Source organism: Agromyces sp. Y182, from assembly GCF_059445385.1.
This window is the reverse complement of the sequence record NZ_JCAIUF010000001.1, coordinates 2,967,362-2,993,627: the sequence shown is the minus strand read 5'-3', so window position 1 is coordinate 2,993,627 and position 26,266 is coordinate 2,967,362. Positions and strand designations below refer to the sequence as shown.

General features: G+C 69.2%; 23 protein-coding genes. 10 read left to right on the top strand and 13 right to left on the bottom strand.

Annotated features, from left to right (window positions below; all coding sequences use genetic code 11):
- Positions 1-138: 138 nt before the first annotated feature.
- From AC1C2R_RS13730 to AC1C2R_RS13720, 3 genes are all read right to left on the bottom strand, one after another.
- Positions 139-1,047 (bottom strand): carbohydrate ABC transporter permease, encoded by a 909-nt coding sequence (locus AC1C2R_RS13730; RefSeq protein ID WP_495380279.1) that lies wholly within the window; start codon positions 1,045-1,047, stop codon positions 139-141.
- A 2-nt stretch (positions 1,048-1,049) separates the two neighbouring features.
- Positions 1,050-2,042, bottom strand: coding sequence for a carbohydrate ABC transporter permease (locus tag AC1C2R_RS13725; RefSeq protein WP_495380278.1), 993 nt, complete (start codon positions 2,040-2,042; stop codon positions 1,050-1,052).
- A 64-nt stretch (positions 2,043-2,106) separates the two neighbouring features.
- Positions 2,107-3,351 carry an extracellular solute-binding protein gene (locus AC1C2R_RS13720; protein WP_495380277.1) on the bottom strand — a complete coding sequence of 415 codons (1,245 nt, stop codon included), beginning with the start codon at positions 3,349-3,351 and terminating at the stop codon, positions 2,107-2,109.
- A gap of 440 nt (positions 3,352-3,791) precedes the next feature.
- On the opposite strand from AC1C2R_RS13720, the gene AC1C2R_RS13715 reads away from it, so the two are divergent.
- The 9 genes from AC1C2R_RS13715 (at position 3,792) to AC1C2R_RS13675 (ending at position 13,024) form a co-directional block, all read left to right on the top strand.
- Entirely contained in the window at positions 3,792-4,661 is an 870-nt protein-coding gene (locus tag AC1C2R_RS13715; RefSeq protein WP_495380408.1) for an SIS domain-containing protein, read from the top strand.
- The gene (locus AC1C2R_RS13710) at positions 4,661-5,656 is read left to right on the top strand and encodes an ROK family protein (protein ID WP_495380276.1); all 996 of its coding nucleotides are present in this window, start codon (positions 4,661-4,663) and stop codon (positions 5,654-5,656) included. The genes AC1C2R_RS13715 and AC1C2R_RS13710 overlap by 1 nt, the downstream gene beginning before the upstream one ends.
- On the top strand, positions 5,653-6,618 hold the full coding sequence (locus AC1C2R_RS13705; RefSeq protein ID WP_495353041.1) for a 1-phosphofructokinase family hexose kinase: 966 nt from the start codon (positions 5,653-5,655) through the stop codon (positions 6,616-6,618). The genes AC1C2R_RS13710 and AC1C2R_RS13705 overlap by 4 nt, the downstream gene beginning before the upstream one ends.
- Positions 6,615-7,463, top strand: a complete 849-nt coding sequence (locus AC1C2R_RS13700) for a class II fructose-bisphosphate aldolase (protein ID WP_495380275.1) — start codon at positions 6,615-6,617, stop codon at positions 7,461-7,463. Before AC1C2R_RS13705 ends, AC1C2R_RS13700 begins: the two co-directional genes overlap by 4 nt.
- Before the next feature lie 67 nt (positions 7,464-7,530).
- Positions 7,531-8,316 (top strand): DeoR/GlpR family DNA-binding transcription regulator, encoded by a 786-nt coding sequence (locus tag AC1C2R_RS13695; RefSeq protein WP_495380274.1) that lies wholly within the window; start codon positions 7,531-7,533, stop codon positions 8,314-8,316.
- Positions 8,317-9,477 carry an N-acetylglucosamine-6-phosphate deacetylase gene (gene nagA, locus AC1C2R_RS13690; RefSeq protein WP_495380273.1) on the top strand — a complete coding sequence of 387 codons (1,161 nt, stop codon included), beginning with the start codon at positions 8,317-8,319 and terminating at the stop codon, positions 9,475-9,477. It begins immediately after the preceding gene.
- Positions 9,478-9,857: 380 nt separating this feature from the next.
- Complete coding sequence (locus AC1C2R_RS13685; RefSeq protein ID WP_495380272.1) at positions 9,858-11,750, top strand: sigma-70 family RNA polymerase sigma factor; 1,893 nt, start codon at positions 9,858-9,860, stop codon at positions 11,748-11,750.
- Between the two features lie 9 nt (positions 11,751-11,759).
- Complete coding sequence (purU, locus tag AC1C2R_RS13680; protein WP_495380271.1) at positions 11,760-12,632, top strand: formyltetrahydrofolate deformylase; 873 nt, start codon at positions 11,760-11,762, stop codon at positions 12,630-12,632.
- Positions 12,633-12,655: 23 nt separating this feature from the next.
- Positions 12,656-13,024 (top strand): YrdB family protein, encoded by a 369-nt coding sequence (locus AC1C2R_RS13675; protein ID WP_495353035.1) that lies wholly within the window; start codon positions 12,656-12,658, stop codon positions 13,022-13,024.
- Positions 13,025-13,104: 80 nt separating this feature from the next.
- On the opposite strand, the gene AC1C2R_RS13670 is transcribed toward AC1C2R_RS13675, so the two are convergent.
- Positions 13,105-14,160: a hypothetical protein gene (locus AC1C2R_RS13670; RefSeq protein ID WP_495353034.1), complete on the bottom strand. Its 1,056-nt coding sequence runs from the start codon at positions 14,158-14,160 to the stop codon at positions 13,105-13,107.
- Positions 14,161-14,261: 101 nt separating this feature from the next.
- Here AC1C2R_RS13670 and AC1C2R_RS13665 point away from each other — a divergent pair, with 101 nt between their 5' ends.
- Positions 14,262-14,735, top strand: a complete 474-nt coding sequence (locus AC1C2R_RS13665; RefSeq protein ID WP_495380270.1) for a TetR/AcrR family transcriptional regulator — start codon at positions 14,262-14,264, stop codon at positions 14,733-14,735.
- 118 nt (positions 14,736-14,853) lie between these two features.
- Here AC1C2R_RS13665 and nagB read toward each other — a convergent pair whose 3' ends face one another.
- From nagB to AC1C2R_RS13620, 9 genes are all read right to left on the bottom strand, one after another.
- Entirely contained in the window at positions 14,854-15,639 is a 786-nt protein-coding gene (nagB, locus tag AC1C2R_RS13660) for a glucosamine-6-phosphate deaminase (protein ID WP_495353032.1), read from the bottom strand.
- On the bottom strand, positions 15,618-16,550 hold the full coding sequence (locus AC1C2R_RS13655) for an ROK family protein (protein WP_495353031.1): 933 nt from the start codon (positions 16,548-16,550) through the stop codon (positions 15,618-15,620). The genes nagB and AC1C2R_RS13655 overlap by 22 nt, the downstream gene beginning before the upstream one ends.
- A complete protein-coding gene (locus tag AC1C2R_RS13650; protein ID WP_495380269.1) occupies positions 16,547-18,082 on the bottom strand; it encodes a glycoside hydrolase family 3 protein in 1,536 nt (511 codons plus the stop codon). The genes AC1C2R_RS13655 and AC1C2R_RS13650 overlap by 4 nt, the downstream gene beginning before the upstream one ends.
- Complete coding sequence (locus AC1C2R_RS13645; protein ID WP_495353252.1) at positions 18,079-18,963, bottom strand: carbohydrate ABC transporter permease; 885 nt, start codon at positions 18,961-18,963, stop codon at positions 18,079-18,081. The genes AC1C2R_RS13650 and AC1C2R_RS13645 overlap by 4 nt, the downstream gene beginning before the upstream one ends.
- A 71-nt stretch (positions 18,964-19,034) precedes the next feature.
- A complete protein-coding gene (locus AC1C2R_RS13640; RefSeq protein ID WP_495380268.1) occupies positions 19,035-20,024 on the bottom strand; it encodes a carbohydrate ABC transporter permease in 990 nt (329 codons plus the stop codon).
- A gap of 144 nt (positions 20,025-20,168) precedes the next feature.
- Positions 20,169-21,413: an extracellular solute-binding protein gene (locus tag AC1C2R_RS13635; RefSeq protein WP_495353028.1), complete on the bottom strand. Its 1,245-nt coding sequence runs from the start codon at positions 21,411-21,413 to the stop codon at positions 20,169-20,171.
- Positions 21,414-21,481: 68 nt separating this feature from the next.
- Complete coding sequence (locus tag AC1C2R_RS13630) at positions 21,482-22,720, bottom strand: ROK family transcriptional regulator (RefSeq protein WP_495380407.1); 1,239 nt, start codon at positions 22,718-22,720, stop codon at positions 21,482-21,484.
- 72 nt (positions 22,721-22,792) lie between these two features.
- Positions 22,793-24,670, bottom strand: a complete 1,878-nt coding sequence (locus AC1C2R_RS13625) for a heavy metal translocating P-type ATPase (RefSeq protein ID WP_495380267.1) — start codon at positions 24,668-24,670, stop codon at positions 22,793-22,795.
- A gap of 255 nt (positions 24,671-24,925) precedes the next feature.
- Positions 24,926-26,143, bottom strand: coding sequence for an NADP-dependent isocitrate dehydrogenase (locus tag AC1C2R_RS13620; RefSeq protein ID WP_495353025.1), 1,218 nt, complete (start codon positions 26,141-26,143; stop codon positions 24,926-24,928).
- Positions 26,144-26,266 lie beyond the last annotated feature (123 nt).

The window sequence follows — 26,266 nt, the reverse complement described above, 5'->3', positions numbered from 1 at the left end:
GATAGGTGGCAGCTCAGGCAGAAATCAGCGATTTCCGCCTGAATAGCGGCCTATTGCCTGAGCGGCGAGCGAGAGGCGAGCGGATGCCGCGAGGCCGGATGCCGCAGGGTTCGGTGACCCCGCGGCATCCGCTCGGCGCTACTTGACGCTGCCTGCGGTGAGGCCGCCGACGAGGCGCTTCTCGATGATCATGAAGAGGATCACGACGGGCACGATCGCGACGATCGAGACCCCGAACACGTACTGCCATGACGTCTCGTACTGGCCGACGAACTTCGTGAGGGCGACCGAGAGCGGCTGATTGCCGGCCGTCGAGAGGATCACGAGCGAGGCCGCGAACTCGTTCCAGCACGCGACGAAGGTGAACACGATCGCGGTCACGATGCCGGGCCAGACGAGCGGGAGGCTGATCGTGAAGAGCACTCGCAGCCGCCCGGCGCCGTCGATCTGAGCGGCCTCGTCGACCTCTTTGGGCACGCCGGCGAAGAACGAGTGCATGATCCACACGGCGAACGAGAGGTTGAACGCCGCATTGATGAAGATCATCGCCGCCCAAGTGTCGATCAGGTCGAACGCGAGGAACTGGCGGAAGAGCCCTGAGGTGAGCACCGCGGGCTGCAGCATCTGCGTGACGATCACGAGGAAGAGGAACACCATGCGGCCGGGGAACTTGAACCGCGCGGTGTAATACGCCGCGGGCATCGCGACGAGCAGCACGAGCAGCGTCGCGACTCCCGCGATGATGATCGTCGAGATGAGGTTCTGCACGAGCGGCGTCTCGGGGGTCGACCACATGTTGATGTAGTTCTCCCAGTGCCACTCCGTCGGGAAGTAGGTGGGTTCGACCGAGCGGATCTGCGCCTTCGTCTTGACCGAGCCGAAGAACATGATCGTGTACGGCAGCACGAAGATGAGCAGCACGATGAGCCCGGCCAGCATGCGCCAGATCAGCTTGCCGAGCGGCACCTGGTCTTCGGTGTAGCGGCGCTTCCGAGCGGATGCCACGGGCGGAGCGATCGTCTCGAACGCGGGTGCGGTGACGGCCATGCTCAGACCTCTTTCATGGGCTTGACCACGCGCACGTAGATCGCGACGATCACGATGACGATGATGAAGGCGACGACGGAGAGCGCGCTCGCGACGTCGACCTTGTGCTGGTTCTGGATGTACTTGAAGATCATCGTCATGATCGTGTCGGCGTCGTAGCCGGGGATCGACCCGGTCATCACCTTCAGGATCGGCAGCGAGTTGAACACGTTGATGATGTTGATGAGCACCGCGACCGAGAGGGCGCCGCGCAGTTGCGGCAGTACGACGCCCCAATACGTGCGAACCGGCCCTGCTCCGTCCATCTTCGCGGCCTCGAGCACGTCGCCTGGCACCGTCTGGAGTCCGGCGAGGATCGTGTACGTCGTGAACGGCAGCGACACGAACACCGCGACGACGATCGACCAGGCGAAGGCCGTCTCGGGGTTGCGGGTCCACCCGTAGCCCTCGGGCGTGTCGACGAGCCCCACGTCGACGAGGAAGGTGTTGATGATGCCGAAGTACGGCTCCAGACCGTAGTAGACGACCATCGTCGTCATGACGACGGATGCCGCCCACGGGATGATCACCGCCAGGCGCACGATGCGCCGGCCCGGGAACGCCTTGTTCAGCAGCTGGGCGAGGACGAGCGAGATGAGCACGGTGGCCGCGACGACCACCACGACCCAGACGATCGTGCGGCCGAAGATCGGCCAGAAATAGGGGAAGGAGAAGACCTCGACGTAGTTGTCGAACCCGACCGAGCCCTTGTCGATCCCCGAGATCGAGATGTCGCGGGTCGAGTTGAAGAACATGACGACGGCCGGGAACAGCACGACGCCGAAGATGAGGATGAGGGCAGGGCCGATCCACGGGAGCGAGGCGAGGAACTGCCGCCCGGCTCGGCGGGGCTTGACCTGTTCGGCCCGCCCACTGGGCGCAGCCTGCCCGCCGGGGCGGGGGCGGCCGGTGGCCGCCCCCGCGGGGATCGATGACGTCTCGGGTGTCGTGCTCATGGTTCGGCGGTCACCGATCCCTCCGGATGTTGCGAAACGGACGTGCTGGTCGGCCCGGGCGGGATCAGCCCGCGTCGACCTGCGCCTGGATCTCCGTCAATACCTCTTGGGCGGGCTTCGTCTGCAGCTGCCCGAAGAGCGCCTTGAACGCGGCATCCGCGGCCGACCACTTGGGGTTGGTCGTCGGGTAGAACTGCGCGTCGGGCAGCACCTCGAGGAACGGCGCGAGCGCCTCTTCGGAGGCGAGCGCTTCGGCTCCCGACTTCGTGACAGGAAGGAAGCCCTCGGCCTGCACCCACGGCACGTACACGTCGGAGGTGTAGAAGTAGTCGAAGAACTTCGTGATCGCGTCTTGCTTGTCGTCGTCGTTCTGGAAGGCCATGAGCTGGTCCATGACGCCGACCGTCATCGGGCTGCCGTCTTGGGTCGGGATGGGCACGATCGAGTAGTCGAGTTCGGGGTTGTTCTCCTCGATCTGGCCCACGGTCGGCGGGAGGCCGACCTGCATGCCGATCTTGCCCTGGATGAAGATGTCCATGAGCGGCGAACGGTCGGTCGAGCCCGGGTCGGCCTGGGTGGCGCCCGCGTCGATCATCTTCTTGATCTGATCGGCACCGGGCAGGTTCGCCGGGTCGTCGATGGTGATCTCGCTCGCGTCGCCGAAGGTGCCGCCGCCGCCCCAGAGCCACACGGCTGCTTCGGCCTGCGCCTCTTCGGATCCGAGGGGCATGCCGTAGCCGGCGATGCCGCCGCCGAGGGCCGAGACCTTCGTCGCAGCGTCGAGCAGTTCGTCCCAGTTGGTGGGGGGCGCGGTGACGCCGGCCTGCTCGAGCAGGGCGTTGTTCACGAAGAGAGCACGTGCCGAGGCGATGAGGGGCAGCGCGTACGCGGTGCCGTCGACCTCGGCGTTGGCGATGAACGAGTCCTGGAAATCGCTGAACGTGTCGGGCGAGACGACGTCTTCAGCCGGGTACAGCAGCTCGTCGGCTGCGAAGCCGGCGAAGGGGCCGCCGTTATAGATGTCGGGTGCCTCACCGCCCTGGATCTTCGTGGCGATGACCGTCTCGAGGTTGTCCCACGACTGCACCTCGAGGTTGACGGTGATGTCGGTGTTCTCCGCTTGGAATCCCTTGATCACGTCTTCCCAGAGACCCTGGGTGTTGTCGGAGTAGCTGGGCACGAGCAGGTCGATCGTGGTCGTGCCGCCGGCTTCGTCACCCGACCCGCCGCCGAAGCCGCAGGATGCGAGCGTGAGCGATGCCGTGGCGGCGAGCGCGACGGCCGCGCCGAGGCGCAGAGACTTCTTCATTGGATGCTTCCTCACTGTGGTGGATGGTGCACCAGCGCCCGTGGAGAGAGCCTCGCGCGACAGTGCGTGTGTTCCGGAACCGCACTTGACGACCATGGCTGAGTGCTATTTCCTGAACGTTTCGGCGAGCAAACAATCACGTCCGTTCACTCGACGCACGAAATCTATGTCGGATGCCTCGGGCCCGTCAAGACGCGCAACAGATTCGTTATGAGATTTTGTTCAGATCCCTGACAAACTCCGATGCCCACACGGAGCCGCTCGAATCGAGCGCTCGAGTGATCGTTGGACACATGTTGCAATCATCTGCGATCATTGAGTGTCATGCCGCCGCGGGGTTGCCACGGCGGCCGTCGCACACCCGTCTGGAGCCCCACGTGACCGACCAACCGACCACCGCACACACGACCGGCGAAGCTGTTCCCGCCGCCGCTGAACACATGTCCGCCGAGCTGGCCTCGCAGCCCGAGACCTGGGCGCGCGCAGCCGAACTCCGCGCCGAGCAGTCGCTCCTGCCGGCCCGCGGCGCCCGCATCGCGGTCGTGGGCTGCGGCACGTCCTGGTTCATCGCGCAGTCCTATGCGTGGTTGCGCGAAGCCGGCGGCCACGGCGAGACCGACGCATTCGCGGCATCCGAAGCCTTCGTCGACCGCGGCTACGACGCGGTCGTCGCCCTCACCCGATCGGGCACGACCACCGAGGTGCGCCAGCTCGTCGAGGGGCTCCGCGGCCGCGTGCGCACCATCGGCGTCATCGGCGATGCCGCGTCACCCCTCGTCGACCTCGTCGACGAAGCCGTGACCCTCCCCTTCGCCGACGAGCGCTCGGTCGTGCAGACCCGGTTCGCGACGACCGCACTCGCCCTCTTCCGCGCCTCGCTCGGCGAAGACCTCACGGGCGCGATCGCCGATGCCGAGCGCGCCGTCGCCGAAGACCTCGCCCCCGAGCTGACCGACGCCGAGCAGTACACCTTCCTCGGTCGCGGCTGGTCGGTCGGCCTCGCCCACGAGGCGGCGCTCAAGATGCGGGAAGCCTCGCAGTCGTGGACCGAGTCGTACCCGTCGATGGAGTACCGCCACGGCCCGATCGCGATCGCAGCTCCGGGCCGGGTGACCTGGCAGTTCGGCGAGGCGCCCGATGGACTCGTCGGCGACGTCGCCGCAACCGGGGCGCACTTCGAAGCGGGCCGCCTCGACCCGATGGCCGAACTCGTGCGCGCACAGCGCGTCGCACTCGCCCGTGCCCGCGCGAAGGGCCTCGACCCCGACTCGCCTCGCAACCTCACCCGTTCCGTCATCCTCGACGCGTGATGAACGAGCACCCGTCTCACGACGCCTTCCCGCTCGGCCCGGGCGCGGCCGTGCTCGCGTTCGACGTGGGAGGCACCGACACCAAGTCGGCGCTCGTCGATGCCTCGGGCCGGGTGCTCGGACTCCGCCGCACGCCGACGCCGTTCGACCCGGCCGACGCCGACCCCGCCCGTACGATCGTCGCCTCGATCGGCGTGCTCGCCCGTGAGCACCTGGCCGCAGCCCCCGGCATCGTTCCGGTGGCCGCGGGCATCAGCGTGCCCGGTCTCGTCGACGAGGTCACGGGTGTCGGCATGTTCGCGTCGAACCTCGGCTGGCGCGACGCCCCCATCCGTGACCTCGCCGAGCACGCGCTCGGCTTGCCTGTGGCGTTCGGCCACGACGTGCGCGCGGCGGGCGACGCCGAGCATCGCCTCGGCGCGGCTCGCGGCTACGGCGATGTCGTCGTGCTCGCCATCGGCACCGGCATCGCGAGCGCGCTCGTGCTCGGCGGCCGTCCCTACGCCGGCGGCGGCTACGCGGGTGAGATCGGCCACTCGCTCGCCGATCCGCTCGGCGAGCGGTGCGCCTGCGGGGCGATCGGATGCCTCGAGACGATCGCGTCGGCCGGCGCGATCGTCCGGCGCTACTCCGCGGCATCCGGTACTCGGGTGACCGGCGCTCGAGAGGTGCTCGACGCGGCGATCGCCGGCGACCCGCTCGCCAAGCGCGTCTGGGACGACGCCGTCGAAGCACTCGCCGAGGCCCTCGCCCGTCTCGTTGCGATCCTCGCCCCCGAAGCCGTGGTGATCGGCGGCGGCCTCGCGCAGGCGGGTCCGGCCCTGTTCGCGCCGCTCGGCACGCGGCTCGACGCGCTGCTCAGCTTCCACCGCAGGCCGGCGCTCCTCCACGCCGAACTCGGCGACGACGCGGGCCTGCTCGGCACCGCGCTCGCGGCCCGCGACCTCGCCGCCCGCGACCTCGCGGCCGCACGCCGAGACGACGGCACGCCGTGATCGTCACCATCACGCCGAACCCGGCGCTCGATCTCACCTGGCACGTCCAGCGCCTGCAACCGGGCGAGACGCATCGCGTCGACACCGGGGCCGCACGCGCCGGCGGCAAGGGGCTGAACGTCGCACGCGTCCTGCACGCCGAAGGTCACGACGTGCTCGCGCTCACGACCTCCGGCGGCGCGGTCGGTGCGGAGTTCACCGCCGAGCTCGAGGCGAGCGGCATCCGCCACCGCCTCGTGCGCGTCGCCGGCGCGACCCGCCGCAGCATCGCCCTCGTCGACAAGTCGAGCGGCGAGACGAGCGTGCTGAACGAGCGTGGCGCCGCGCTCTCCGCCGCCGAAGCCGGCGCGCTCACGGCGAATGCGCTCGAGCTCGGTCGCGACGCCGGCATCGTCGCCATCTGCGGGAGCCTGCCGCCCGGGTTCGGGCCCGACGAGCTCGGCGCACTCGTGAATGCGCTCAGAGCCGAAGGCGTGCCCGTCATCGTCGACACGAGCGGGCCCGGAGTGCTCGCCGCCGCCCGTGCGGGCGCGACGGTGCTCAAGCCCAACGCCGAGGAGCTTCGCGACGCCACCGGTCTCGACGACCCCGTGGCGGGCGCGACCGCGCTGCTCGAACTCGGCGCCGGAGTCATCGTCGCCTCACTGGGTTCGGAGGGCCTGATGGTCGTGACGACGGATGCCCCTGGCGGCATCCGTGCCCGGCTGCCCCGCACGCTGCACGGCAACGCCACCGGGGCCGGCGATGCCGCAGTCGCCGCGATCGCCGCCGCTCTGGCAGAGACGCCCCACCTCGCCGACGACACGCCGACGGCCGCTGCCGCCCGCGAGCGCCTCGCCCGTCGGGCCGTCGCCTGGTCGGCCTCGGCGGTGCTCGCGCCTCTCGCGGGCGAGCTCTCACCCGAACACACGGACCTCGAGCACGAGGTCGTCGTGAGCATCGACCCGAAGGAACACGCATGACCCTCACCCCCACACGCATCCTGCTCGCCCGCGCAGCCGACGGCGGTCGGGGCATCGGCGCGTTCAACGTGCTGCACCTCGAGACCGCTGAAGCGCTCGCTGCCGCAGCAGAGGCGACCGGGCTGCCCGTGATCCTGCAGATCTCCGAGAACGCGATCCGGTACCACGGCGGCTTCGAGCCGATCGCTCGCGCGACGCTCGCCGTCGCCGAAGCGTCGAGCGCTGCCGTCGCGGTGCACCTCGACCATGCCGAAGACGCAGAGCTCGCGCTGCTCGCGATCGACCACGGCTTCGGCTCGGTCATGTACGACGGCGCGAAGCTCGACTTCGCCGACAACGTCGCCACCACCCGCCGGGTCGTCGACCATGCGGCGAGCGCGGGCGTACTCGTCGAGGCGGAGCTCGGCGAGATCGGCGGCAAAGACGGTGCACATGCACCGGGCGTACGTACCGACCCCGACGAGGCCGCGCGATTCGTCGCCGAGACCGGCGTCGGGGCGCTCGCCGTCGCGGTCGGCTCCTCGCACGCGATGACCGAGCGGGTCGCCGCACTCGACCTCGAACTCGTGAGCCGGCTCCGGGCGGCGGTGCCGGTGCCGCTCGTGCTGCACGGGTCATCCGGAGTCTCAGACGAGACGATCGTGGCCGGCATCAGTGCCGGACTCACGAAGATCAACGTGTCCACGCACCTGAACGCGCAGTTCACCGGCGCGATCCGCCGATTCCTCGACGATCACCCCGGCGTCGTAGACTCGCGAAAATACCTCGCCGCCGGCCGCGATGCCGTCGAAATCGAAGCGGCACGTCTCCTCGACCTCTTCGCGCGGAAGGACCCCAACGGATGAACCGCGCCGAGCGCCCCGAGCACGGCAGTGCCGTGCTCGACCTCTTCGCGCGGAAGGACCCCGACGAATGAACCGCGCCGAGCGGCTGAGCGCTGTGCTCGACCTCCTCGCCGAAGGCGGGCAGGTCGACGTCGACCAGATCGTCGATCGCCTCCGGGTGTCGCCCGCGACGGCGCGACGAGACCTCGATGCGCTCGCCCAGCAGCAACTGCTCACCCGCACCCGCGGAGGCGCCGTCGCCCACTCGGTGGCCTACGACCTGCCGATCCGCTACAAGAACCAGCAGAACCCCGGCGCGAAGGCGGCGATCGCACTCGCGGCGAGCGCGCTCGTGCCGCGCGGGGCCGTGATCGGCCTCTGCGGCGGCACGACCTCCACCGCGATCGCCGACGCGCTCATGTCGCGCGCCGACATCATGGAACCGGCGCCCGACCCCAGCCTGACCGTCGTCACCAATGCGATCAACATCGCCATGCAGCTCGCGATGCGCCCGCAGATCAAGACCGTCGTCGCCGGCGGCGTCGTGCACGCGAGGTCGTACGAACTCGTCGGCGCCTACACCGACGCAGTGCTCGGCAGCATCACCCTCGACCTCGCATTCGTCGGTGTGAACGGCATCGACGCGGTTGTCGGCCCGACCTCGCACGATGAGCGCGAGGCGGCCGTCAACGCGCTCATGGCCGCGCGCGCCACCCAGGCCGTGATCGTCGCCGACTCGTCGAAGATCGACAAGCGGGCGTTCGCCGCGATCGGTCCGCGACGGCTCTTCTCGACGATCATCACCGATTCGGGCGCCACCTTCGAGCAGCGCGAACGCCTCGCCGACGCGGGCTACGACGTTATCGTTGCTTGAGTGAGCACTGCAGCCGTCGTCATCCATTCCGCGCGTCTCGTGAGCGGCGCCGACACCGTCACCGACGCGTGGGTCGCCTTCGACGGCGACCGGGTGAGCGCACGCGGCATCGGCGATGGCTGGCGTGACGCGGTTCGGCTCGACTCGGTCGACGTGACGGATGCCGCGGGGCGGTTCCTCACCCCCGGATTCATCGATATCCACTGCCACGGGGCAGGCGGCGCGGCCGCCGATGAGGGCGACGAGGCCATCGAGACCCTACTCGCCGTGCACAACGCCCATGGCACGACCCGCACCGTGCTCTCACTCGTGACGGCATCCGTCGAGCGGCTCGCCGACGACCTGACGACGATCGCGCGATTCGCGGAGCGCGATCCGCGCGTGCTGGGCGCACATCTGGAAGGACCCTTCCTCGACCGGGAGTTCCGCGGGGCGCATGATCCCGGGCTGCTGCGCGGGGCCGACGCGGCATCCGTCGACCTACTGCTCGACGCGGCCGCAGGCGCATTGCGACAGATCACGATCGCTCCCGAGCACGCCGGCGCACTTGCCGCCATCCGCCGCTTCACCGAGGCCGGCGTCAAGGTCGCGGTCGGCCACACGGGCGCCGATTTCGCGACGGCACTCGCCGCCTTCGACGCCGGGGCCTCGATCCTCACCCATGCCTTCAACGGCATGCGCGGCATCCACCACCGTGCGCCCGGGCCTGTCGTCGCGGCGATGCACGCCGACCACGTCACCCTCGAGGTCATCAACGACGGCGTGCACGTGCACCCCGATGTCGTGAAGCTCGCCTTCGCCGGCGCGCCCGGGCGGGTGGCGCTCGTCACCGACGCGATGGCCGCGACAGGCTCGTCCGACGGCGTCTACGTGCTGGGATCGCTCGAGGTCGTCGTCGCCGACGGCGTCGCGCGGCTCCGCGAGGGCGGCTCCATCGCCGGTTCGACGCTCACGCAAGATGACGCGCTCCGGCGTGCGGTGCTCGAGTGCGGCATCCCGCTCGACGAGGCGGTCGGCGCGCTCACCGTCACGCCGGCCGCAGCGATCGGCCGGGCTCACGACCTCGGCCGGCTCGATGAGGGGTTCGCCGCCGATGCGGTGCTCCTCGACGACGAACTTCGCGTGAACGCCGTCTGGGCCGCGGGCGCACGGCTGCACTGATCGTCGCGACGGGGAACTCGCCGATCGGGCGGGATCCGGAGGCGTGTTCCCCTTCGCCTCCGAAACCCCCGCCCGTACGAGCGGCGCATCGTTTCCCCCGATGCTGACCGCTCAGGCGCCGGCCATGCCGGCATCCGTCTCAGGGTTCGGGACGCCTGAGACGGCGGTCGGTCAAAGCGAAATCGCCTTCACCCAGAGAGACGGCGGGCACACGCATCTATGACGCGCATTCCGAAGAAAATCTTCTGTGCGCGCGTCACGTGGATTTCTGCTGGAATGTACTCACCCCGTGACGCGCGTCATGAAAAGCGCTTCGACGCGTCTCTTCAGTGGGTGACTCCCGCGAACTCCGCGGTTCCCCATCACCCGAAGGAGGCGACGTGCCGCCGCTGCGCACCGACCGATCGGCCGACGCCGCGCTCATCGAGCGAACGCGCAAGGGCGACCGTTCGGCGTACGCCGAGCTGTGGGAGCGGCACTCCGCATCGGCGCGCACCGTCGCGCGCTCGTACAGTTCGCTCGACCCCGACGACCTCGTCGCCGAGTCGTTCACCAAGATCTACAGCACGATGCTCGCCGGCGGCGGGCCGACGGGTGCGTTCCGTCCCTACCTCTTCACGACGATCCGCAACACGGCCGCGGGGTGGGGTCGCGCCCGGCACGAGACCACGCTCGAGACCCTCGAGTCCTTCGAAGATCCGGCGACGAGCGAGTCCGCCACGCTCGAGGCGCTCGACCGGAGCGCGACGGCCCAGGCGTTCCGGGCACTGCCGACCCGGTGGCAGGAGGTGCTGTGGTACTCCGAGGTCGAGAACATGACCCCGCAGCAGATCGCCCCGCTGCTCGGCATGAGCGCCAACAGCACGGCGGCGCTGGCCTACCGCGCGCGCGAGGGCCTGCGCCAGGCATGGATCCGAGTGCACCTGCGCAACCCCTCCAACGATCCGGAATGCCAGTGGAGCATCGATCGCATCAGCAGCTACACCCGCGGAAAGCTCCGCACTCGTGAGACGAACCGTCTCGAGGCGCACCTCGACGACTGCGCCCGCTGCACGATCGTCGCGGCAGAGGCACGCGACGTCGGCTCGCGCCTCGCGCTCGTGCTGCTGCCGCTCACCGCGGGCATCGGCGGGGCGACCGCGTACTCGGGCTGGCTCTCCCAGGGAGCGCCGGTCGCCGAGGTCGCGATGGGAGTGGCTGGCATGCCCGCCGTGCTCACCGGCCATGGCGGCGCGGGCGGTGCGGGTGCCGCCGGCGGGAACAGTGCAGGCGCCGGCGGGGTCACGAGTGCCGGCGGCCTCGGTGCCACCGGCGTCGTGGGCGGCGTCGCGGCCGCGGTGCTCGTCGCCGCAGCGGCGGTCGCCGCGGTGGTCTTCCTCCCGGGGCTCGTGAATCCTCCCGAGCAGCCGTCCGAACCCGCTCCCGTCGCCGCGCCGTCTTCCGAATCGAAGACGGCCGACCCGACTGCAGGGGCGTCGTCACCGGCTCTGCCGCCGGCAGCTCCGGCGGTGCCGCCCAGGCTCGTCGAGGCAGAGCCGGGGCCAGGGCAGGGGCCGAATGCCGACGCCGACGCCGAATCGATCGAATCCGATGCGCCGACGGTGGAACCGGGCCCATCGCAGCCCGCTCCTTCGCCGACGCCCACCCCCGAGCCCGTCGACGTTGTCGTGCAGCCCCCGGAGATCCTCGAAGCCGACACGGCAGGGGGCCTCGTCGATCCAGACCTGAGCGGCACAGCCGAACCCGGAGCCACGATCGTCGTCAGCATCGCGGCGGATGCGGCCGATGCATCCCCTGCACTCCTCAGCGCTTCGACGTCGGTGGCCCCCCTGCCCGAGACGGTGACTGCCGACGCGGCCGGACGATGGAGTGCTCACCCGCGCGGACTCCCTGCCGGCCAGACGACGCTCGAAGTCGTGCAGACCGACCTTGCGGGCAAGATGTCCTCGGCCGCGGTCGTTTCGGTGAACCTGCTGGTTCCCTCCGTTTCACTGTCCCCCGGACGCACCGAGTTCTCAGGGGTCGGCGGGGCAACGGTCGTGATCGAGGTCTGCGGGCAGTTCGCCGGCAGGTTCCCCCTCGATGCAGCTGGCCGCGCTCACGATACGAACAAGGAGTCGTGGTTGTGGCCGCTCTTCTCCGACGACGTCGCGGCTCGCTATGAAGCCAAGGGCCGACTGGGACCCGCCGTCCCGACCAGCGTCTCGCGCTCGTCCGAGCCACCCGCCGCTGAGATGCTCACGTCCGCAGAGGCACCGCCCGTTGCCGGGTAATCTGGCCGAATGACCACGGATGCCGCAACCGAACACCTGTACCACTGGGTCGTGACGCTCAGCTGCACCGACGGCCCGGGCATCGTGCATGCGGTGAGCGGGGCGATCGTCGCCGCGCACGGAAACATCACCGAGAGCCAGCAGTTCACAAGCCTCGACACGGGCCGTTTCTTCATGCGACTGCAGGTCGAGTCATCCGCCGCCCGTGCCGAGCTCGAGCAGGCGCTCGAGCCCGTGACCGAGCGCTGGAACATGCGGTGGCACCTCGACGAGGTCGCTCGGCCCCTGCGCACACTCGTGCTCGCCTCGACGGCGGGGCACTGCGTCAACGACCTGCTGTTCCGCCAGCGCGCAGGGCAGCTGCCGGTCGAGATCCCGCTCGTGCTCTCCAACCACGGCACCCTCCGCGATCTGGTCGACTTCTACGGGGTGCCGTTCGAGTCGCGTGCGATCACGGATGCCGCGTCGAAGTCGGCATTCGAGCAGCGCGTGCTCACCGCGGTCGACGAGCACGACATCGAGCTCGTCGTGCTCGCGCGGTACATGCAGATCCTCTCCCCCGAGCTCTGCGCGGCGCTCGAGGGCCGCTGCATCAACATCCATCACTCGTTCCTGCCGGGCTTCAAGGGTGCGAATCCGTATCGTCAGGCGCACGCGCGCGGCGTGAAGCTCATCGGTGCGACGGCGCACTTCGTCACGAGCGATCTCGACGAGGGTCCGATCATCGAGCAGAACGTCGTGCGAGTGGATCACTCCCGCAGCCCGGGCGAACTCGTCGCGATCGGTCAGGATGAAGAGAGTCGCACGCTCAGCCAGGCGGTCAAGTGGTTCGCCGAGCGTCGGGTGCTCGTCGACGGCGCACGCACGATCATCTTCCGCTGATCTCGCGGGTAGGCTTGAGCGTTGTGAGCGACGCACGACAGCACGAACAGCAGCCGAAGATCGGGCCGAACGACATCCTCCGGTTCCTCCTCGAACTCTTCGCGTTCGTCTCCCTCGGCATCTGGGGTTTCGCCGCCTTCCCGCTTCCGTGGCCCGGCGTGCTCATCGGAATCGGTGCACCGCTCCTCGCGATCCTGGTGTGGGCGCTCTTCGTCTCACCGAAGGCGGTGCTGCGGGTCGACACGTTCGGCAAGGCGCTCGTCGAGATCGCCGTCTTCTCCGCTGCGGCACTCGGCTGGTGGACCCTCGGACAACCTGTGGTCGCGATCGTGCTCGCGGTCGTCGCCGCGGTCAGCGGCATCCTGAACGGGCGCAAGGAACTCGCCCGCTGACTCCGCGTCGGTCAGTGCCGAGCCCGCTCGAAGCCGACGATGCGCGCACCTCGACTCTCGATGCGAGGCCCGCCTGACGATCAGACGGCGACGGATGCCTCGGCATCGGGTTCGGCTCCGCCTGCCGTGCGGAAGTGGCCGACGACCGACAGCAGCAACCCCCCGACGGCCCATGCAGTGAGCACGAGCCACGGGAAGCTCGTGTCGGCAGCCGGGAAGTACGACAGCTCGCGCACGAGCGTCGCGGCCGCTCCCGGCGGGAACCACTGCCCGACCTCGCCCCAGGGTGCCGGGTAGAACTCCTTCGGCACAGCCGCACCCGAGATCGGGTTCGCGAACAACAGCATGATGACGGGGCCGACGGCGATGCCGGCTCGGCCGATGAGCGCCACGAACCCGGTGATCGGCGCGGCGATCGCGCCGAGCGCAAGTGCGATGGCGGCGGCGTTCAGCCAATACTCGCCCTGCAGTGCGCCGAACCAGCCCTGCAGGATGCCGGTGAGCACGAGCCCGCCCACGGCGGAGTACACCACGACGGCGAGCACCCTTCGAAGCGCGCCGATGACGGCGATCGAGATGGCGATGCCGCCGAGCATTCCGCCGAGCACGAGCGGGAAGAGCGCAGCCGAGAGGCCGGTGCCGCGCGCGTCGCTGTCGGCCAGTGGCACAACGTCGGTCACCGTCACGTCGATGTGCGGCGGCGCGGCGGGTGCACCCGCCGCGGCTGCTGCCGCTGCGGCCTGGGCGTTCACGCCCTCTTCGAGGCCGCTCGCGATGCCCGCGAGCAGCTGGGCGACGATGAGGCTCGACGCCGATGAGGTGAGCACCTCAGGCTCCTGCCCGAGCACGATCGCCCCGTACGCCTCACGCGATGCGATCGCGTCGACGGCTGCATCGCGGTCGGCGACGTGGTCGAAGGCGATCGCTCCGGGCGACTGTTCATCGACCGTCGCCTCGATCGCTTCGATCGCCTCGGCGGGGCCGGCGATCGCGATCGGCAGGTCCTTCGCGTCGGCTGTCACGCTCGGCCATGAGAACGCGAGCACCACGACGGCGACAACGGCCGCGAGGGCGAGCGCGATGCCGACGACGCGGCCGATGGCGGTGTGCGGGTTGGCGGCGTCCGTGTGGGCCATTGTTCCTCCAAAGCAAAACGAATGTTCGTTCTTTATCATTTTGAGCGCCCGTCCTATGCTTGTCAAGAACGTTCATTCGTTTTCGACGGAGAGGCGGCGCGATGCCCAAGGTGACCGACGCCTACCGGGCTGCCCGGCGAGACGAGATCATCGACTCAGCGCTGCGCGCGTTCGCTGCGACCGGGTTCCAGCGCACGTCGATGGCCGACATCATCGCCGAGTCGGGCCTCTCGGCAGGCGCGATCTACGGTCACTTCTCGGGCAAGAAAGACCTCCTCGCCGCCGTCGCCGGACGTGTGCTCGACGCTCGGCGCGACGAGCTCGAACAGCGGCGAGGCGACGGTGAGCCGCTCGCACCCGGACAGATCATGGCCACGCTCCTCGACGGCATGCGCCGCGAACCGTTCGGCGACGTCATCGTGCAGATCTGGGCCGAGGCGGCCGTCGACGACGAGATCCGATCGCTCGTGCAAGGGGTGTTCACGAGACTGCGAGCGACGGTTCGCACCCGGCTCGTCGAATGGGCGACGGCCGACCCGAGTCGCTCGGGCCGGGATACATGGTGCAGCGCATGATCGTCGACGACTTCGACGATGAGGCCTACCTCAGCGCCCTCTCCGAGGCACTCCCCCACTGACGAGCGAGCGGATGCCGCAGCATCCGCTCAGCCGCGTGCGCGAATCAACCGCCGGATCAGATGCCCTGCCAGGCGGGCTTGTTCGCCCATGCGTGCCGGTAGTAGTCGAGGTTCGCGAGCTCGGAAGCCGCGGCTTCGTCGACGACGACCGTCGTGTGCGGGTGCAACTGGATCGCCGAACCCGGCTGACTGGCCGACACCGAGCCCTCGACGGCCGCCGCGACCGCGTGCGCCTTCGCCTCACCGAACGCGAGCAGCACGAGGTGCCGAGCACGGAGGATCGTGCCGATGCCCTGCGTGATGCAATGCATCGGCACATCGTCGGGAGAATCGAAGAAGCGGGCATTGTCGAGACGAGTGGCCGCGGTCAGCGTCTTCACGCGAGTGTGCGACGCGAGCGAGGAGCCGGGCTCATTGAAGCCGATGTGCCCGGTGCGCCCGATGCCGAGGATCTGCAGGTCGACACCGCCCGCCGCCTTGATCGCCCGCTCGTAGTCGGCGCCCGCGTGCTCGATCGTCGCCGGGTCGCCGTTCGGCACCCGCACGAGCTCGGGAGTCAACCCGAGCGGTTCGACCACCTCGCGCGTGATCACAGCCCGATAGCTCTCGGGGTGGCCCGCGGGCAGCCCCACGTACTCGTCGAGGGCGAAGCCGCGCACACCGCGCACGTCGATCGAGTCGTCGGCGATGCTGCGGGCGAGTGCGCGGTAGCTCGCGAGCGGCGTGGAACCGGTCGCGAGACCGAGCACGACATCGGGCTTCGAGCGGATGAGCGAGACGATCGTGTCGGCGACGAGGGCGCCTGCGGCATCCTCGTTCTCTACGATGACGATTTCAGCCATTGGTGTTCTCCTACGAGAGCGGCGCCGACAGCGGCCGCTGGGAATCCGAGTGGGATGACCTGCACGCGAGCCGCGAGGTCGGTCGATGCGAGGAAGGCCGACTCGGCCGCCCACCGATTCAGGATACGGCGTGTGCCGGCTACGAGCGGCTCACCGAGCGCGGCGAGCCCCCCACCGATGACCACCGCATCGACGTCGACGGCCAGCGCGAGCAGACGCACCGCCGCCGCGACACCCGTCAAGAACTGCTCCTGCACGGCGAGCGCCCGCTCGTCGCCGGCCTCCGCCGCATCGAAGAGCTCGCGCGCCGGGTGCTCCGACACGGTCGGCCACGTGCGCGCGATCGCCAGACCCGAAGCGATGGTCTCGAGGCATCCGAACTGCCCGCACCCGCACATGACTCCGGCCGGGTCGACCGGGATGTGCCCGATCTCGCCGGCGACACCGTGTCCGCCGCGCAGCAGGCGCCCGTCGAGAAGCACACCGGCCGAGAGGCCCGTACCGAGGTTCAGGTACGCCATCGACGTCGCCCGAATGCCATCGGCCACGCCGAGCAGGTGGTGCGCTCCGACCGCGGCCGCCTTCACGTCGTTCTCGATGCGCACCTCGACCCCGAGCCGATCGGCCAGGCGCGGGCCGAGGTCGAGCCCCTCGAGGCCCAGGTTCACGGCGTGCTCCACCCGGCCGGTCTCACTGTCGACGGCACCGGGGATGCCGATGCCGATCGACGTGAATGCCGAGGCGTCGACGCCCGCGAGCTCCGTCATGCGTTCGACCGTACGGATCGCGGTCGCGACGACCGCCTCGGCGCCGAAGCCGGTCGGCATCCGCACCTGGTCGCTCAGCTCTCCGTCGGCACCGATCGCCACCGCGGCCGTCTTGGTGCCGCCGATGTCGATGCCGAGCCTCACGGCGCGGCCACCGCGGCCCTGAGCGCGTCGTCGACGAACTCGATGACCGCTTCACCGACGAGGCGCGAGGCGCCGAAGGTCGACACGTCGGCGTACGCCCGATCGTTCGAAGGCCAACCCATGTCGATCGTCACGACGTCGTCGCGCACCGCTCGCAGCGCGTCGATCGCGGTTCGGGCGAATGGATGTCGGTGCAGATCCTTGCCCACCACGAGCACCGTTCCGGCCAGATCGGCCGCGCCGGCGAGCGGCTGCCGCTCCGAGACGGCGACGGTCTCGGCGCCGCTGAGCCACGACGTGTGCGCGCTGGCGTCCTCAGCGGCGAACGGGCCCCACGGGGCCACGCCCACGGCGATGTTCGCGACCGTGTCGATGCGCACGACCGTGCCGATGCGCGGCGCCTGCGCGAGACGTGCGCGCGCGACATCCGACACCTCGAACGCGGCGATGACGCGTCCGATCTCGTGCACATCGTGCGGCGGCTCGATCGACGACGCCGCGGCCGGCCCGCCGGGAACCGGAACGGCCTCGGCCGCGAGGGCGCGGACTCGTGCCGCCGATTCGCGGATGCGTTCGGCCGGAAGCCGGCCGGCCTCGACCGCTGCCTCGACGGCCTCGACGATCTCGGCCATCTGCGCGGCCGTGTTGCCGGAACCGATGCAGAGCAGGTCGCAACCGGCGACGAGGGCGCGCACTGCAGCTTCGGGAATGCCGTGCACGCCGCTCGCCCCCTTCATGTCGAGGGCGTCGGTGACGATGACGCCGTCGAACCCCAGCTCCCCGCGGAGCAGGCCGTTCAGAATTTGCGGGGAGAGGGTGGCCGGATTCTCCGCGTCGAGCTGCGGAATGAGGATGTGCGAGGTCATGATCGTGCGGGAACCGGCCGCGATCGCCGCGCGGAACGGCACGAGCTCGCGTTCGCGGAGCGTCTCGAGCGGCACGTCGACGACGGGCAGGGCGAGGTGCGAGTCCGTCGCAGTGTCGCCGTGGCCCGGGAAGTGCTTCGCGCTGGCAGCGACGCCCGTCTGCTGCAGCGCCGTGACCCAGGCGGAGGAGTGCCGCGCTACGAGCTCGGGGTCGGCGCCGAAGCTCCGCACCCCGATCACGGGGTTGTCGGCGTTGGCGTTCACGTCGACATCGGGCGCGAACGTCACGGTGCATCCGGTCGCCGCGAGCGCCTCGCCGACGGCCCGCGCGACGCGTGCGGTGAGCTCGAGGTCGTCGATGCGGCCGAGCACGGCGTTGCCGGGGAACGGCGCACCTCGGTCGTGGAAGAGCCGTGTGACGTCGCCGCCCTCCTCGTCGATCGCGATCACAGCGAGGGGGTTCGCCTGGCGCAGCGACGCGTTCAGGCTGCGCAGTTGCTCGGGCGATTCGACGTTCGACCCGAACAGGCAGACGCCGCCGAGCCCGTCGCGCAGCAGCTCGAGCACCCACTCAGGCGCGCTCACGCCGTCGAAACCGGGCAGCAGGGTCGTGAGGACGTCCCGGCGAAGGGCAGTGCCCGCGCCGGTCGAGTCGATGCCGGTCATCCCTTGACTGCTCCGCTCACGAGACCGCCGACCATTCGGCCCTGCACGAACAGGAAGAAGATGACGACGGGCAGGGCGATGAGCGTGGACCCTGCCATGACGGCGCCCCAGTTCGTCGCTTCGGTCGCCGACTGGAAGGAGTTCAGCCAGGGCGGGAGGGTGAGGTTGTAGCCCTTGAGCAGGAGGAGTGCCATCAGGAACTCGTTCCAGCTCTGGATGAACGCGAAGATACCGGTGGCGACGAGACCCGGTGCGAGTAGCGGGAAGGTGACCTTCCAGAACGCTTGCGCCTTCGTGCAGCCATCGATCTGGGCCGCCTCCTCGAGCTCGGCCGGCACACCCCTGACGAAGCCACGCAGGGTCCAGATCGTGAACGGCACCACCGCGGCGAGGTGCACGATGAACAGCCCGAGGAGCGTGTTGATGAGGCGCCAGTCGTCGATCATGTTGTAGATCGTGAACATCATCGCCTCGCCGGGCACCATCTGCACGACGAGCACGCTCACGATGAAGACGACGCGGCCGCGGAAGGCGAAGCGGGCGATCGCGATCGAGGCGAGGAAGGCGATGAGCGCGCCGACCACCACGACGGCGAGGCCCACGGTGAGGCTCGAGACGAGTGCGTGCGGAAAGTCGGTCTGACCGGGCGCCGCCTCGCGCGTCCACGCCGTCACGTAGTTCTTGAACGTGAAGTCGAACGGCAGGAAGCTCGGGTTGCGGCTGATGATCTGGTTCGGCGGGGTGAACGACATGTTCACCATCCAGTAGACCGGGAAGACCGAGCAGACGATCACGACGAGCGCGAACACGTTGAGCCCGAACCGGCCGGCCCTCCCCTTGGCGCGGCGCGCGGGTCGGTCGAGACGACCGCCGTCGCCGATCGTGGAGGCGGCACGCGTGGACGTCGCGACCGAGCCGGGGTTCTCGGCGATCTGGATTCCTGGGCTGACGGTCACAGCTCTGCCTCATCCTTCAGGGAGGAACGGACGTTGAAGTAGGAGATGGCCATGAGCAGGATGACCATGAACACGCCGATCGCGGCGGTCACGCCGAACTCACCGAGGCCCTGCCTGAACAGGTAGGTGGGCAGGATGTTCGTCTCGCTCGCGAGCCCTCCCTGTTGCTGCAGCGCGTACACCTGCGTGAATATTCGGAGGTTCCAGATGGTCTCGAGCACCAGCACGGCGGTCAGCACGCCCCGCATGTACGGCATGACGATGAGCCGGAACCGCTGCCAGGCGCTCGCGCCGTCGAGCGATGAGGCCTCGAGTACTTCCTCGGGCACCTGACCGAGACCCGCGTAGAAGGTGACCGCGGCGAACGGCACGCTCTGCCAGACGACGATGATGACGAGCACCATCATGAACGACCACGGGTCGATGAGCCAGGAGTGGCCGCGGAAGTCCTGCGTGCCCGTGATGGTGTTGAGCGCCCAGTTCATGAGACCGTAGTCGGTGTCGAAGATCCAGCCGAACACGACGGTCGCCGAGAGCGGGGGCATCGCCCACGCGAGCATCAGGCCGATCGACACGGCGAGGCGCCATCCCTTCGACAGTTTCGTCATGAGCAGGGCGATGATCATGCCGAGCACGACGATGAGCGCTGTGAGGACGACCATGAGCCCGAGGCTGCGGGCGAGCACCGCGGGGAAATCGGACTCGGTGAAGACCTCGATGTAGTTGTCGAAGCCGACGAAGTTCGGCGAGGTGCCGAGCATCTTGTTCTTGATCTGCAGGTCGGTGAAGGAGTTCACGAACATGACGATGGTCGGGTAGAGGACCATGACGCCGAGCAAGAGGATGCTGGGGCCGAGCAGCAGCCACGGTGCCCAGGGCAGCGGCTTCTTACGGGGACGATCGCCAGCGGAGTTCCGCGGCGAGTGGGGAGGTCTGGACTTCGGCGTGCGCGGCGCTGCGTCAGGCTCGGTGAGGGTTGCGCTCATGGCTGCTCCTCGGATGTGTCGCGGGGGATCGCGATTTGACTGATGGTACGTCTCGGGCGCGGCGGCGGCGACGTGCCGGAGGATGTCGTGGGAACGGGGGGCGGAGCTGTGTGGAACTCCGCCCCCCGCGCAGGGCTCAACAGGCTAGCTGTTGAGGATCTCCTCGATCTGCGCGTCGAGGTCGGCCGCGATGGCCGCCACGTCGCCGCCCTGGGCGATCTTCACGAGCGCCTCCTGGATGATCTGCGCAGCTTCGACCTCGGCCCACTTCGGGGTGGTCGGGGTCACCCTCGAGTTGGCGAGCGCGTCGGCCTGGGCCTTGGCGATCTCCGTGTCGGGCAGCGATGCAGCAGCTGCCGTGAAGCCCGGCGTCAGGCCGCCTTCGGCGAGCAGGATCTGGTAGTCCTCGCCAGCCATGATGTCGAGCGCGGCGCGAGCCTGCTCGGGGTTGGCGCTCTTCGTCGCGACGGCGATGTTGGAGCCGCCGGCGAAGATCGGCGCGGTCTCGCCGGCCTCGAGCCCGGGCAGCGGGAAGGCACGCAGGTCGGAACCGTAGGTGTCGGCGCAACCCGGCGCCTCGGCGTCGGCCGGAGCCGTGATCGACCACTGCACCCACGCGGGAGCGGAGAGCAGCGCGATCTCACCGGCGCAGAACGGCACCTGCGGGTCGGTCTCGTCGCCGTCCTTCGCCGCGTTGGACGCGTTCACGTACACGTCCTGCAGCTGGGTCAGGCCCTCGATGCCGCCTTCGCTCGAGAAGCCGGCCTTCCACTCGTCGCCGTCCTGCTCGGCGATGAAGCCGTCGTGCGCCCAGACGTAGGGAAGGGCGTTGTACCAGTCGCGGCCCGGAGCCCAGATACCCGAGCGGGTGTCGGTCTTCAGCGCCTTGCCGGTTGCGACGTACTCGTCGAGTGTCGTCGGAACCGGGGTGGCGCCGAGGATCTGCTCGCTGTAGAACACGATACGACCGCCCGCGTAGTACGGCGCTGCGTAGAGCTCGCCGTCGTACGTGGCGGACTCGACGAGACCGGGCAGGTAGTCATCGGCCGGGAAGTCGGTGAGCGGCAGGAACAGGCCCTGATCCGCGAAGCTCGCGGTCTGGGTGTTGCCGACCTCGACGACGTCGGGCGAGTCGTTCGACTGCAGTGCCGCCGCGTAGGTGTCACTCACGTCGGCCCAGGTCTTCTCCTCGACCGTGAGAGTCCAACCGTCGTTCTCCGCCTCGAAGGTGTCCTTGAGGTATTCGCGGGCTGTGTCGGGAGTGTCGGTGCCGACGACCCAGACGGTGATCTTGCCACTGTCGGCCGACTCGTTGCCGCCACCGGCGCTACAACCGGCGAGGGTCAGGGCAGCAGCAGCGCCGAGCGCCACAATGCCGAGTTTCCTCATTTGTCGTTTCCTTTCATGGGGTGGGGAGGCAGCGGGGGTTCGCTGTCACCCTTGGTGCGTGGAGTCCCTCACGAGACTCCAAGTTGTCCGGAGAGGACCATGACGGCCGCGCCGCGAAGGACGATGTCCTCCGCCTGCTCGGACATCCGGAGCCTCAGATCACGGTTGAACTCCGCCATCGTCCGCTTCCGGAGCGTGTCGACGGTCGCCTCGTGGAAGGCGCCGTCGAGCAGTTGGGCGGGGCCGCTGAGCACGACCTCCGACAGGTTGAGCGCACCGACGACCGGTGCGAGCACGATGCCGAGTCGGCGGCCGGCCTCGCGAAGAATACCATCGCGTGCGGATGCCACGGCGACCTCGTCGCCGGAGAGCTCGGCGAGCTGGGCGGTCAGCCGTGGCACGGCGAGCCAGGCTTCGAGGCATCCGTCTCTGCCGCATGCGCAGTGCGGGCCGCCGTCGGTGCCGACGACGACGTGGCCGATCTCGCCGGCCGCGAAGCCGCCGCCGATGACGGGCCGCCCGCCGATGATGAGGCCGGCGCCGACGCCGTGCCCGATCTTGATCAGCAGCAGGTCGTCGAGGTGGGAGGAGCCGTGTTCGGCGAGGACGCCGACGTTCGCGTCGTTGGCGACGTACACGGGCAGAGCGAACAGGGCGGTGAGTCGATCTTGCAGCGCGACGTCGGTCCAGCCGAGGTTGGGCGCCGACCTGACCACGCCGTGCTGGTCGACGACGCCGGGTGAGCCGACGCCGACGCCGAGCACCGGCGTGGAAGTGCGCTCGGCGAGGCTCGCGACGAGTCGCTCGACGAGAAGCACGGCCGCTTCGCCGGTCGAACCGCCACGCGGGATCTCGTCGCGGGCGACGATCTGGCCGTCGAGGCCGACGACGGCGCCGCGGAACAACTCGTGCTCCGAGAGGTCGACGCCGATGATGTGGAACGCATCGCGGTCGATGTCGATGAGCGTCGCCGGTTTGCCCGGTCGTACGTCTTCACGCTGGCCCAGTTCGACGACGAGCCCCTCGGCGATGAGGGCGGCGACGAGGTCGGAGATCGTGACGCGGGTGAGCCCGGTCTCGCGCGCGACATCCGCCCGGCTCTGCGCGCCGGCCGAGTAGAGGGTCTGCAGCACGAGTGCTCGATTGTGGGTGCGGGCGTGCTCGGGCAGGACCTTGCCTGTGGGACGGAGTGCGCGCGAACGGGTGAGCACCGGCACGCCTGGGTTCGGCGCGATGAGCGACTCGGGCGCCACCGGGGAGGTGGTGGGCGTCGGCACCGTGGTGACCGGGCCTCGCTGCGCATCCATTGCAGTCACGTTTGTTAGTAAACCTTACGAACAAACCTGGCCGCAAGAGCTTGCGGCCACTTCTCCCCGACGTTATCGAGTTGTGACCGGCGAGCGGCTGCTGCGGGAAGCATCCGCTCTCGCATCGAGCCGCCCGCCGATCGCGCGGAGCGCCGCGAGGATCGTCACGAGGTCGACCACTTCCTGCAACACCGCACCGAGGGTGGCCGGGATCACCCCGAACGCGGCGACGAACATCAGCCCGACGCTCACGAGGATGCCGAGCCAGATGCTCTGCAGTGCGATGCGCACCGTGTCACGGCCGATCTCGACCGCCTTCGCCGTGCGCGAGATATCGTCGACGAGGATCACTGCAGACGCGGACTCGCTCGCCGCCGTCGCGCCCTTCGCCCCCATCGCGATGCCGACATCGGCGGCCGCGAGTACGGGCGCATCGTTGACGCCGTCGCCGACCATGATCACCGGCCGCTCCGCGACCGCCGCGACCTCGTGCACCTTGTCGGCCGGAAGGCACTCCGCGCGCACGTGAGTGATGCCCAGTTCGGCGGCGACGTGATCGGCCGTCGCCTTCGCGTCCCCCGTGAGCATCATGACGCGGTGCACGCCGAGTTCGTCCAGGCGTGCGAGCGTGGCCTTCGCGTTCTCGCGCAGCCGGTCGCTCGCGAGCAGCGCCCCGGCGAAGCGACCGTCGATCGCGACGTAGACCGCGAGTTCTCCCGGCGCGATCTCGGTACGCTCCGCATCCGGCGCGTGCTCGAGCACGAAAGCAAATTTGCCGACGACGACCTCGCGCCCGCCGACCTTCGCCGTCACGCCGTTCGTCGCCGCCTCGCGCGCCCACTCGGCCTCGACGAGCGGGAGTCCGCGATCCTTCGCCGCCTGGATCATCGACGTCGCGAGCACGTGCGACGAATACTGCTCGGCCGAAGCCACCGCGCCGAGCAGCTCGTCGTCGCCGAAGCCGTTCTCCGGCCGGATCGCGACGAGCGTCGGCGAGCCGTACGTGAGCGTGCCGGTCTTGTCGAACACGGCCGTCTTCGCCGCAGCGAGCAGCTCGAGCACTCCCCCGCCCTTCACGATCACGCCGTTCTTCGCGGCGCGGCTCATGCCGCCGATGAACGCGACCGGCGCGGCGATGAGCAACGGGCACGGGGTCGCGAGCACGAGCACCTCCGCGAAACGCACCGGGTCGCCCGACAACCACCAGGCAACCGCGGCGAGCGCGAGCGAGAACACCGTGAACGGCACCGCGTAGCGGTCGGCCAAGCGCACGACGGGCGCCTTCGACTCGGCGGCCGCCGTGACCAGCGCCACGATCTGCTGGTACTGGCTGTCGGCTGCGGATGCCGCGGCGACGACTTCGACCGCGGCCTGACCGTTGATCGAACCACTCAGCACGAGGTCGCCCGAGTGCTTCTCGACCGGCACCGACTCTCCCGTGATGGAGGACTCGTCGACCGTCGCCTCTTGGGAGCCCAGGGTCGCGTCGACCGGCACGATCTCGCTCGGCCGCACGAGCAGCACATCCCCGACGCGCACGTCGCCTGCAGGCACCTCGACGATCGACTCCCCCTCGATGCGGTGCGCGTGCAGCGGCGAACGGGTCAGCAGCGCATCGAGTTCGCGCTTGGCGCGACGGTTCGCGTAGTCCTCGAGGGCGGCGCCACCGGTGAGCATGAGCACCACCACGAGGGCGGCGATGTACTCGCCGACGAGCACCGTCGCGACGATCGCGGTCACCGCGAGGATGTCGAGGCCCCAGTGCCCGCGCAGGATGTCGCGCACCATGCGGACGGCTTGCCAGGCCGCGACGCCGAGCGCGTAGATGCTGAAGATCCACTGCACGGCTGCGCCCGCGCCGGTGAGGGCGAGCACGATGCCGAGCAGACCCACGCCGAGCGTGAGGGTGACGACCCAGTACCTGCGGGCGAGCTTCAGGAGGCGTGCCATGCCCCCATCCTCCCCCCGTCGCGGGATGCGCCGGCCAGAAAGCTCTCGTGCGCGACCGTCGTGGCGCACAATGCGGCCGTCGCACGTGCGGAATTCAGGAACGCACGGGTGTGTCGCGGCGTGTTGCGGGCGCGAACACGCGACACGCCGTTCGCCGACCTGAATTGCTGCGAGAGACGGGCGAGAACGGCGAGGCGGAAACGCGAACGGGGGTCGGATGCCGCGGCATCCGACCCCCGTCTCGAGGCGTTTCGACTACGCGGCGATGCGCGCCTTCAGGTTGTCGGCCAGTGTCGCGAGGAACTCCTCGGTCGTCTGGTAGCCCTGCTCGGGGCCGACGAGGGCCGCGAGGTCTTTCGTCATGGCGCCCGACTCGACGGTCGTGATGACGACGTCTTCGAGGGTCGCGGCGAAGTCGATGAGCTCCTGGTTGTCGTCGAGCTTGCCGCGGTGCGCGAGGCCGCGCGTCCAGGCGAAGATCGAGGCGATCGGGTTCGTCGAGGTCGGCTTGCCGGCCTGGTGCTGGCGGTAGTGCCGGGTCACGGTGCCGTGCGCGGCCTCGGCCTCGACGACCTTGCCGTCGGGAGTGGCGAGCACCGAGGTCATGAGACCGAGCGAGCCGAAGCCCTGCGCGACGGTGTCGGACTGCACGTCGCCGTCGTAGTTCTTGCACGCCCAGACGTAGCCGCCCTCCCACTTCATGGCCGAGGCGACCATGTCGTCGATGAGGCGGTGCTCGTAGGTGAGGCCGGCGGCGTCGAACGCCGCCTTGAACTCGGTCTCGAAGATCTCCTGGAAGATGTCCTTGAAGCGGCCGTCGTACGCCTTCAGGATCGTGTTCTTCGTCGAGAGGTACACGGGGTAGTTGCGGTTCAGACCGTAGTTCAGCGAGGCGCGGGCGAAGTCGCGGATCGAGGCGTCGAGGTTGTACTGCACCTGCGCGATGCCGTCGCCCGGGGACTGGTAGACCTCGAACTGCTGCGGCTCGCCGCCGTCTTTCGGGGTGAACGAGACCGAGAGGGTGCCCTCGCCCTTGAAGAGGAAGTCGGTGGCGCGGTACTGGTCGCCGAACGCGTGACGGCCGATGATGATCGGCTTGTTCCAGCCGGGCACGAGGCGCGGGATGTTCGAGATGATGATCGGCTCGCGGAAGATGACGCCGCCGAGGATGTTGCGGATCGTGCCGTTCGGCGACTTCCACATCTTCTTCAGGCCGAACTCCTCGACGCGCGCCTCGTCGGGCGTGATCGTCGCGCACTTGACGCCGACGCCGTGCTTCTGGATGGCGTGCGCCGCATCGATCGTGATCTGGTCGTCGGTCTCGTCACGCTTCTGGATCGAGAGGTCGTAGTACTCGAGGTTCACATCGAGGTACGGATGGATCAGCGTGTCTTTGATGGCCTGCCAGATGATTCGCGTCATCTCGTCGCCGTCGAGCTCGACGACGGTGCCTGCAACCTTGATCTTCGACAAAGTGGATGTCTCCTTGATTCTGGTGGGGGAAACGGGAAGCTTTCGGGCGGTCGGACACGCCGCCTGCCAGCCTACCGCGTCACCGGATTATCTCCACATCGAGAGAGTTTCGGCTCGATATCG

Coding starts and splice junctions, on each gene's coding strand:
- AC1C2R_RS13720 (WP_495380277.1), bottom strand. CDS start 3,351: ATGAAGAAGTCTCTGCGCCTCGGCGCGGCCGTCGCGCTCGCCGCCACG.
- AC1C2R_RS13695 (WP_495380274.1), top strand. CDS start 7,531: ATGAACCGCGCCGAGCGGCTGAGCGCTGTGCTCGACCTCCTCGCCGAA.
- AC1C2R_RS13725 (WP_495380278.1), bottom strand. CDS start 2,042: ATGAGCACGACACCCGAGACGTCATCGATCCCCGCGGGGGCGGCCACC.
- AC1C2R_RS13710 (WP_495380276.1), top strand. CDS start 4,661: ATGAACGAGCACCCGTCTCACGACGCCTTCCCGCTCGGCCCGGGCGCG.
- AC1C2R_RS13630 (WP_495380407.1), bottom strand. CDS start 22,720: ATGGATGCGCAGCGAGGCCCGGTCACCACGGTGCCGACGCCCACCACC.
- AC1C2R_RS13635 (WP_495353028.1), bottom strand. CDS start 21,413: ATGAGGAAACTCGGCATTGTGGCGCTCGGCGCTGCTGCTGCCCTGACC.
- AC1C2R_RS13700 (WP_495380275.1), top strand. CDS start 6,615: ATGACCCTCACCCCCACACGCATCCTGCTCGCCCGCGCAGCCGACGGC.
- AC1C2R_RS13650 (WP_495380269.1), bottom strand. CDS start 18,082: ATGACCGGCATCGACTCGACCGGCGCGGGCACTGCCCTTCGCCGGGAC.
- AC1C2R_RS13730 (WP_495380279.1), bottom strand. CDS start 1,047: ATGGCCGTCACCGCACCCGCGTTCGAGACGATCGCTCCGCCCGTGGCA.
- AC1C2R_RS13625 (WP_495380267.1), bottom strand. CDS start 24,670: ATGGCACGCCTCCTGAAGCTCGCCCGCAGGTACTGGGTCGTCACCCTC.
- AC1C2R_RS13715 (WP_495380408.1), top strand. CDS start 3,792: ATGTCCGCCGAGCTGGCCTCGCAGCCCGAGACCTGGGCGCGCGCAGCC.
- nagB (WP_495353032.1), bottom strand. CDS start 15,639: ATGGCTGAAATCGTCATCGTAGAGAACGAGGATGCCGCAGGCGCCCTC.
- AC1C2R_RS13665 (WP_495380270.1), top strand. CDS start 14,262: ATGCCCAAGGTGACCGACGCCTACCGGGCTGCCCGGCGAGACGAGATC.
- AC1C2R_RS13670 (WP_495353034.1), bottom strand. CDS start 14,160: ATGGCCCACACGGACGCCGCCAACCCGCACACCGCCATCGGCCGCGTC.
- purU (WP_495380271.1), top strand. CDS start 11,760: ATGACCACGGATGCCGCAACCGAACACCTGTACCACTGGGTCGTGACG.
- AC1C2R_RS13640 (WP_495380268.1), bottom strand. CDS start 20,024: ATGAGCGCAACCCTCACCGAGCCTGACGCAGCGCCGCGCACGCCGAAG.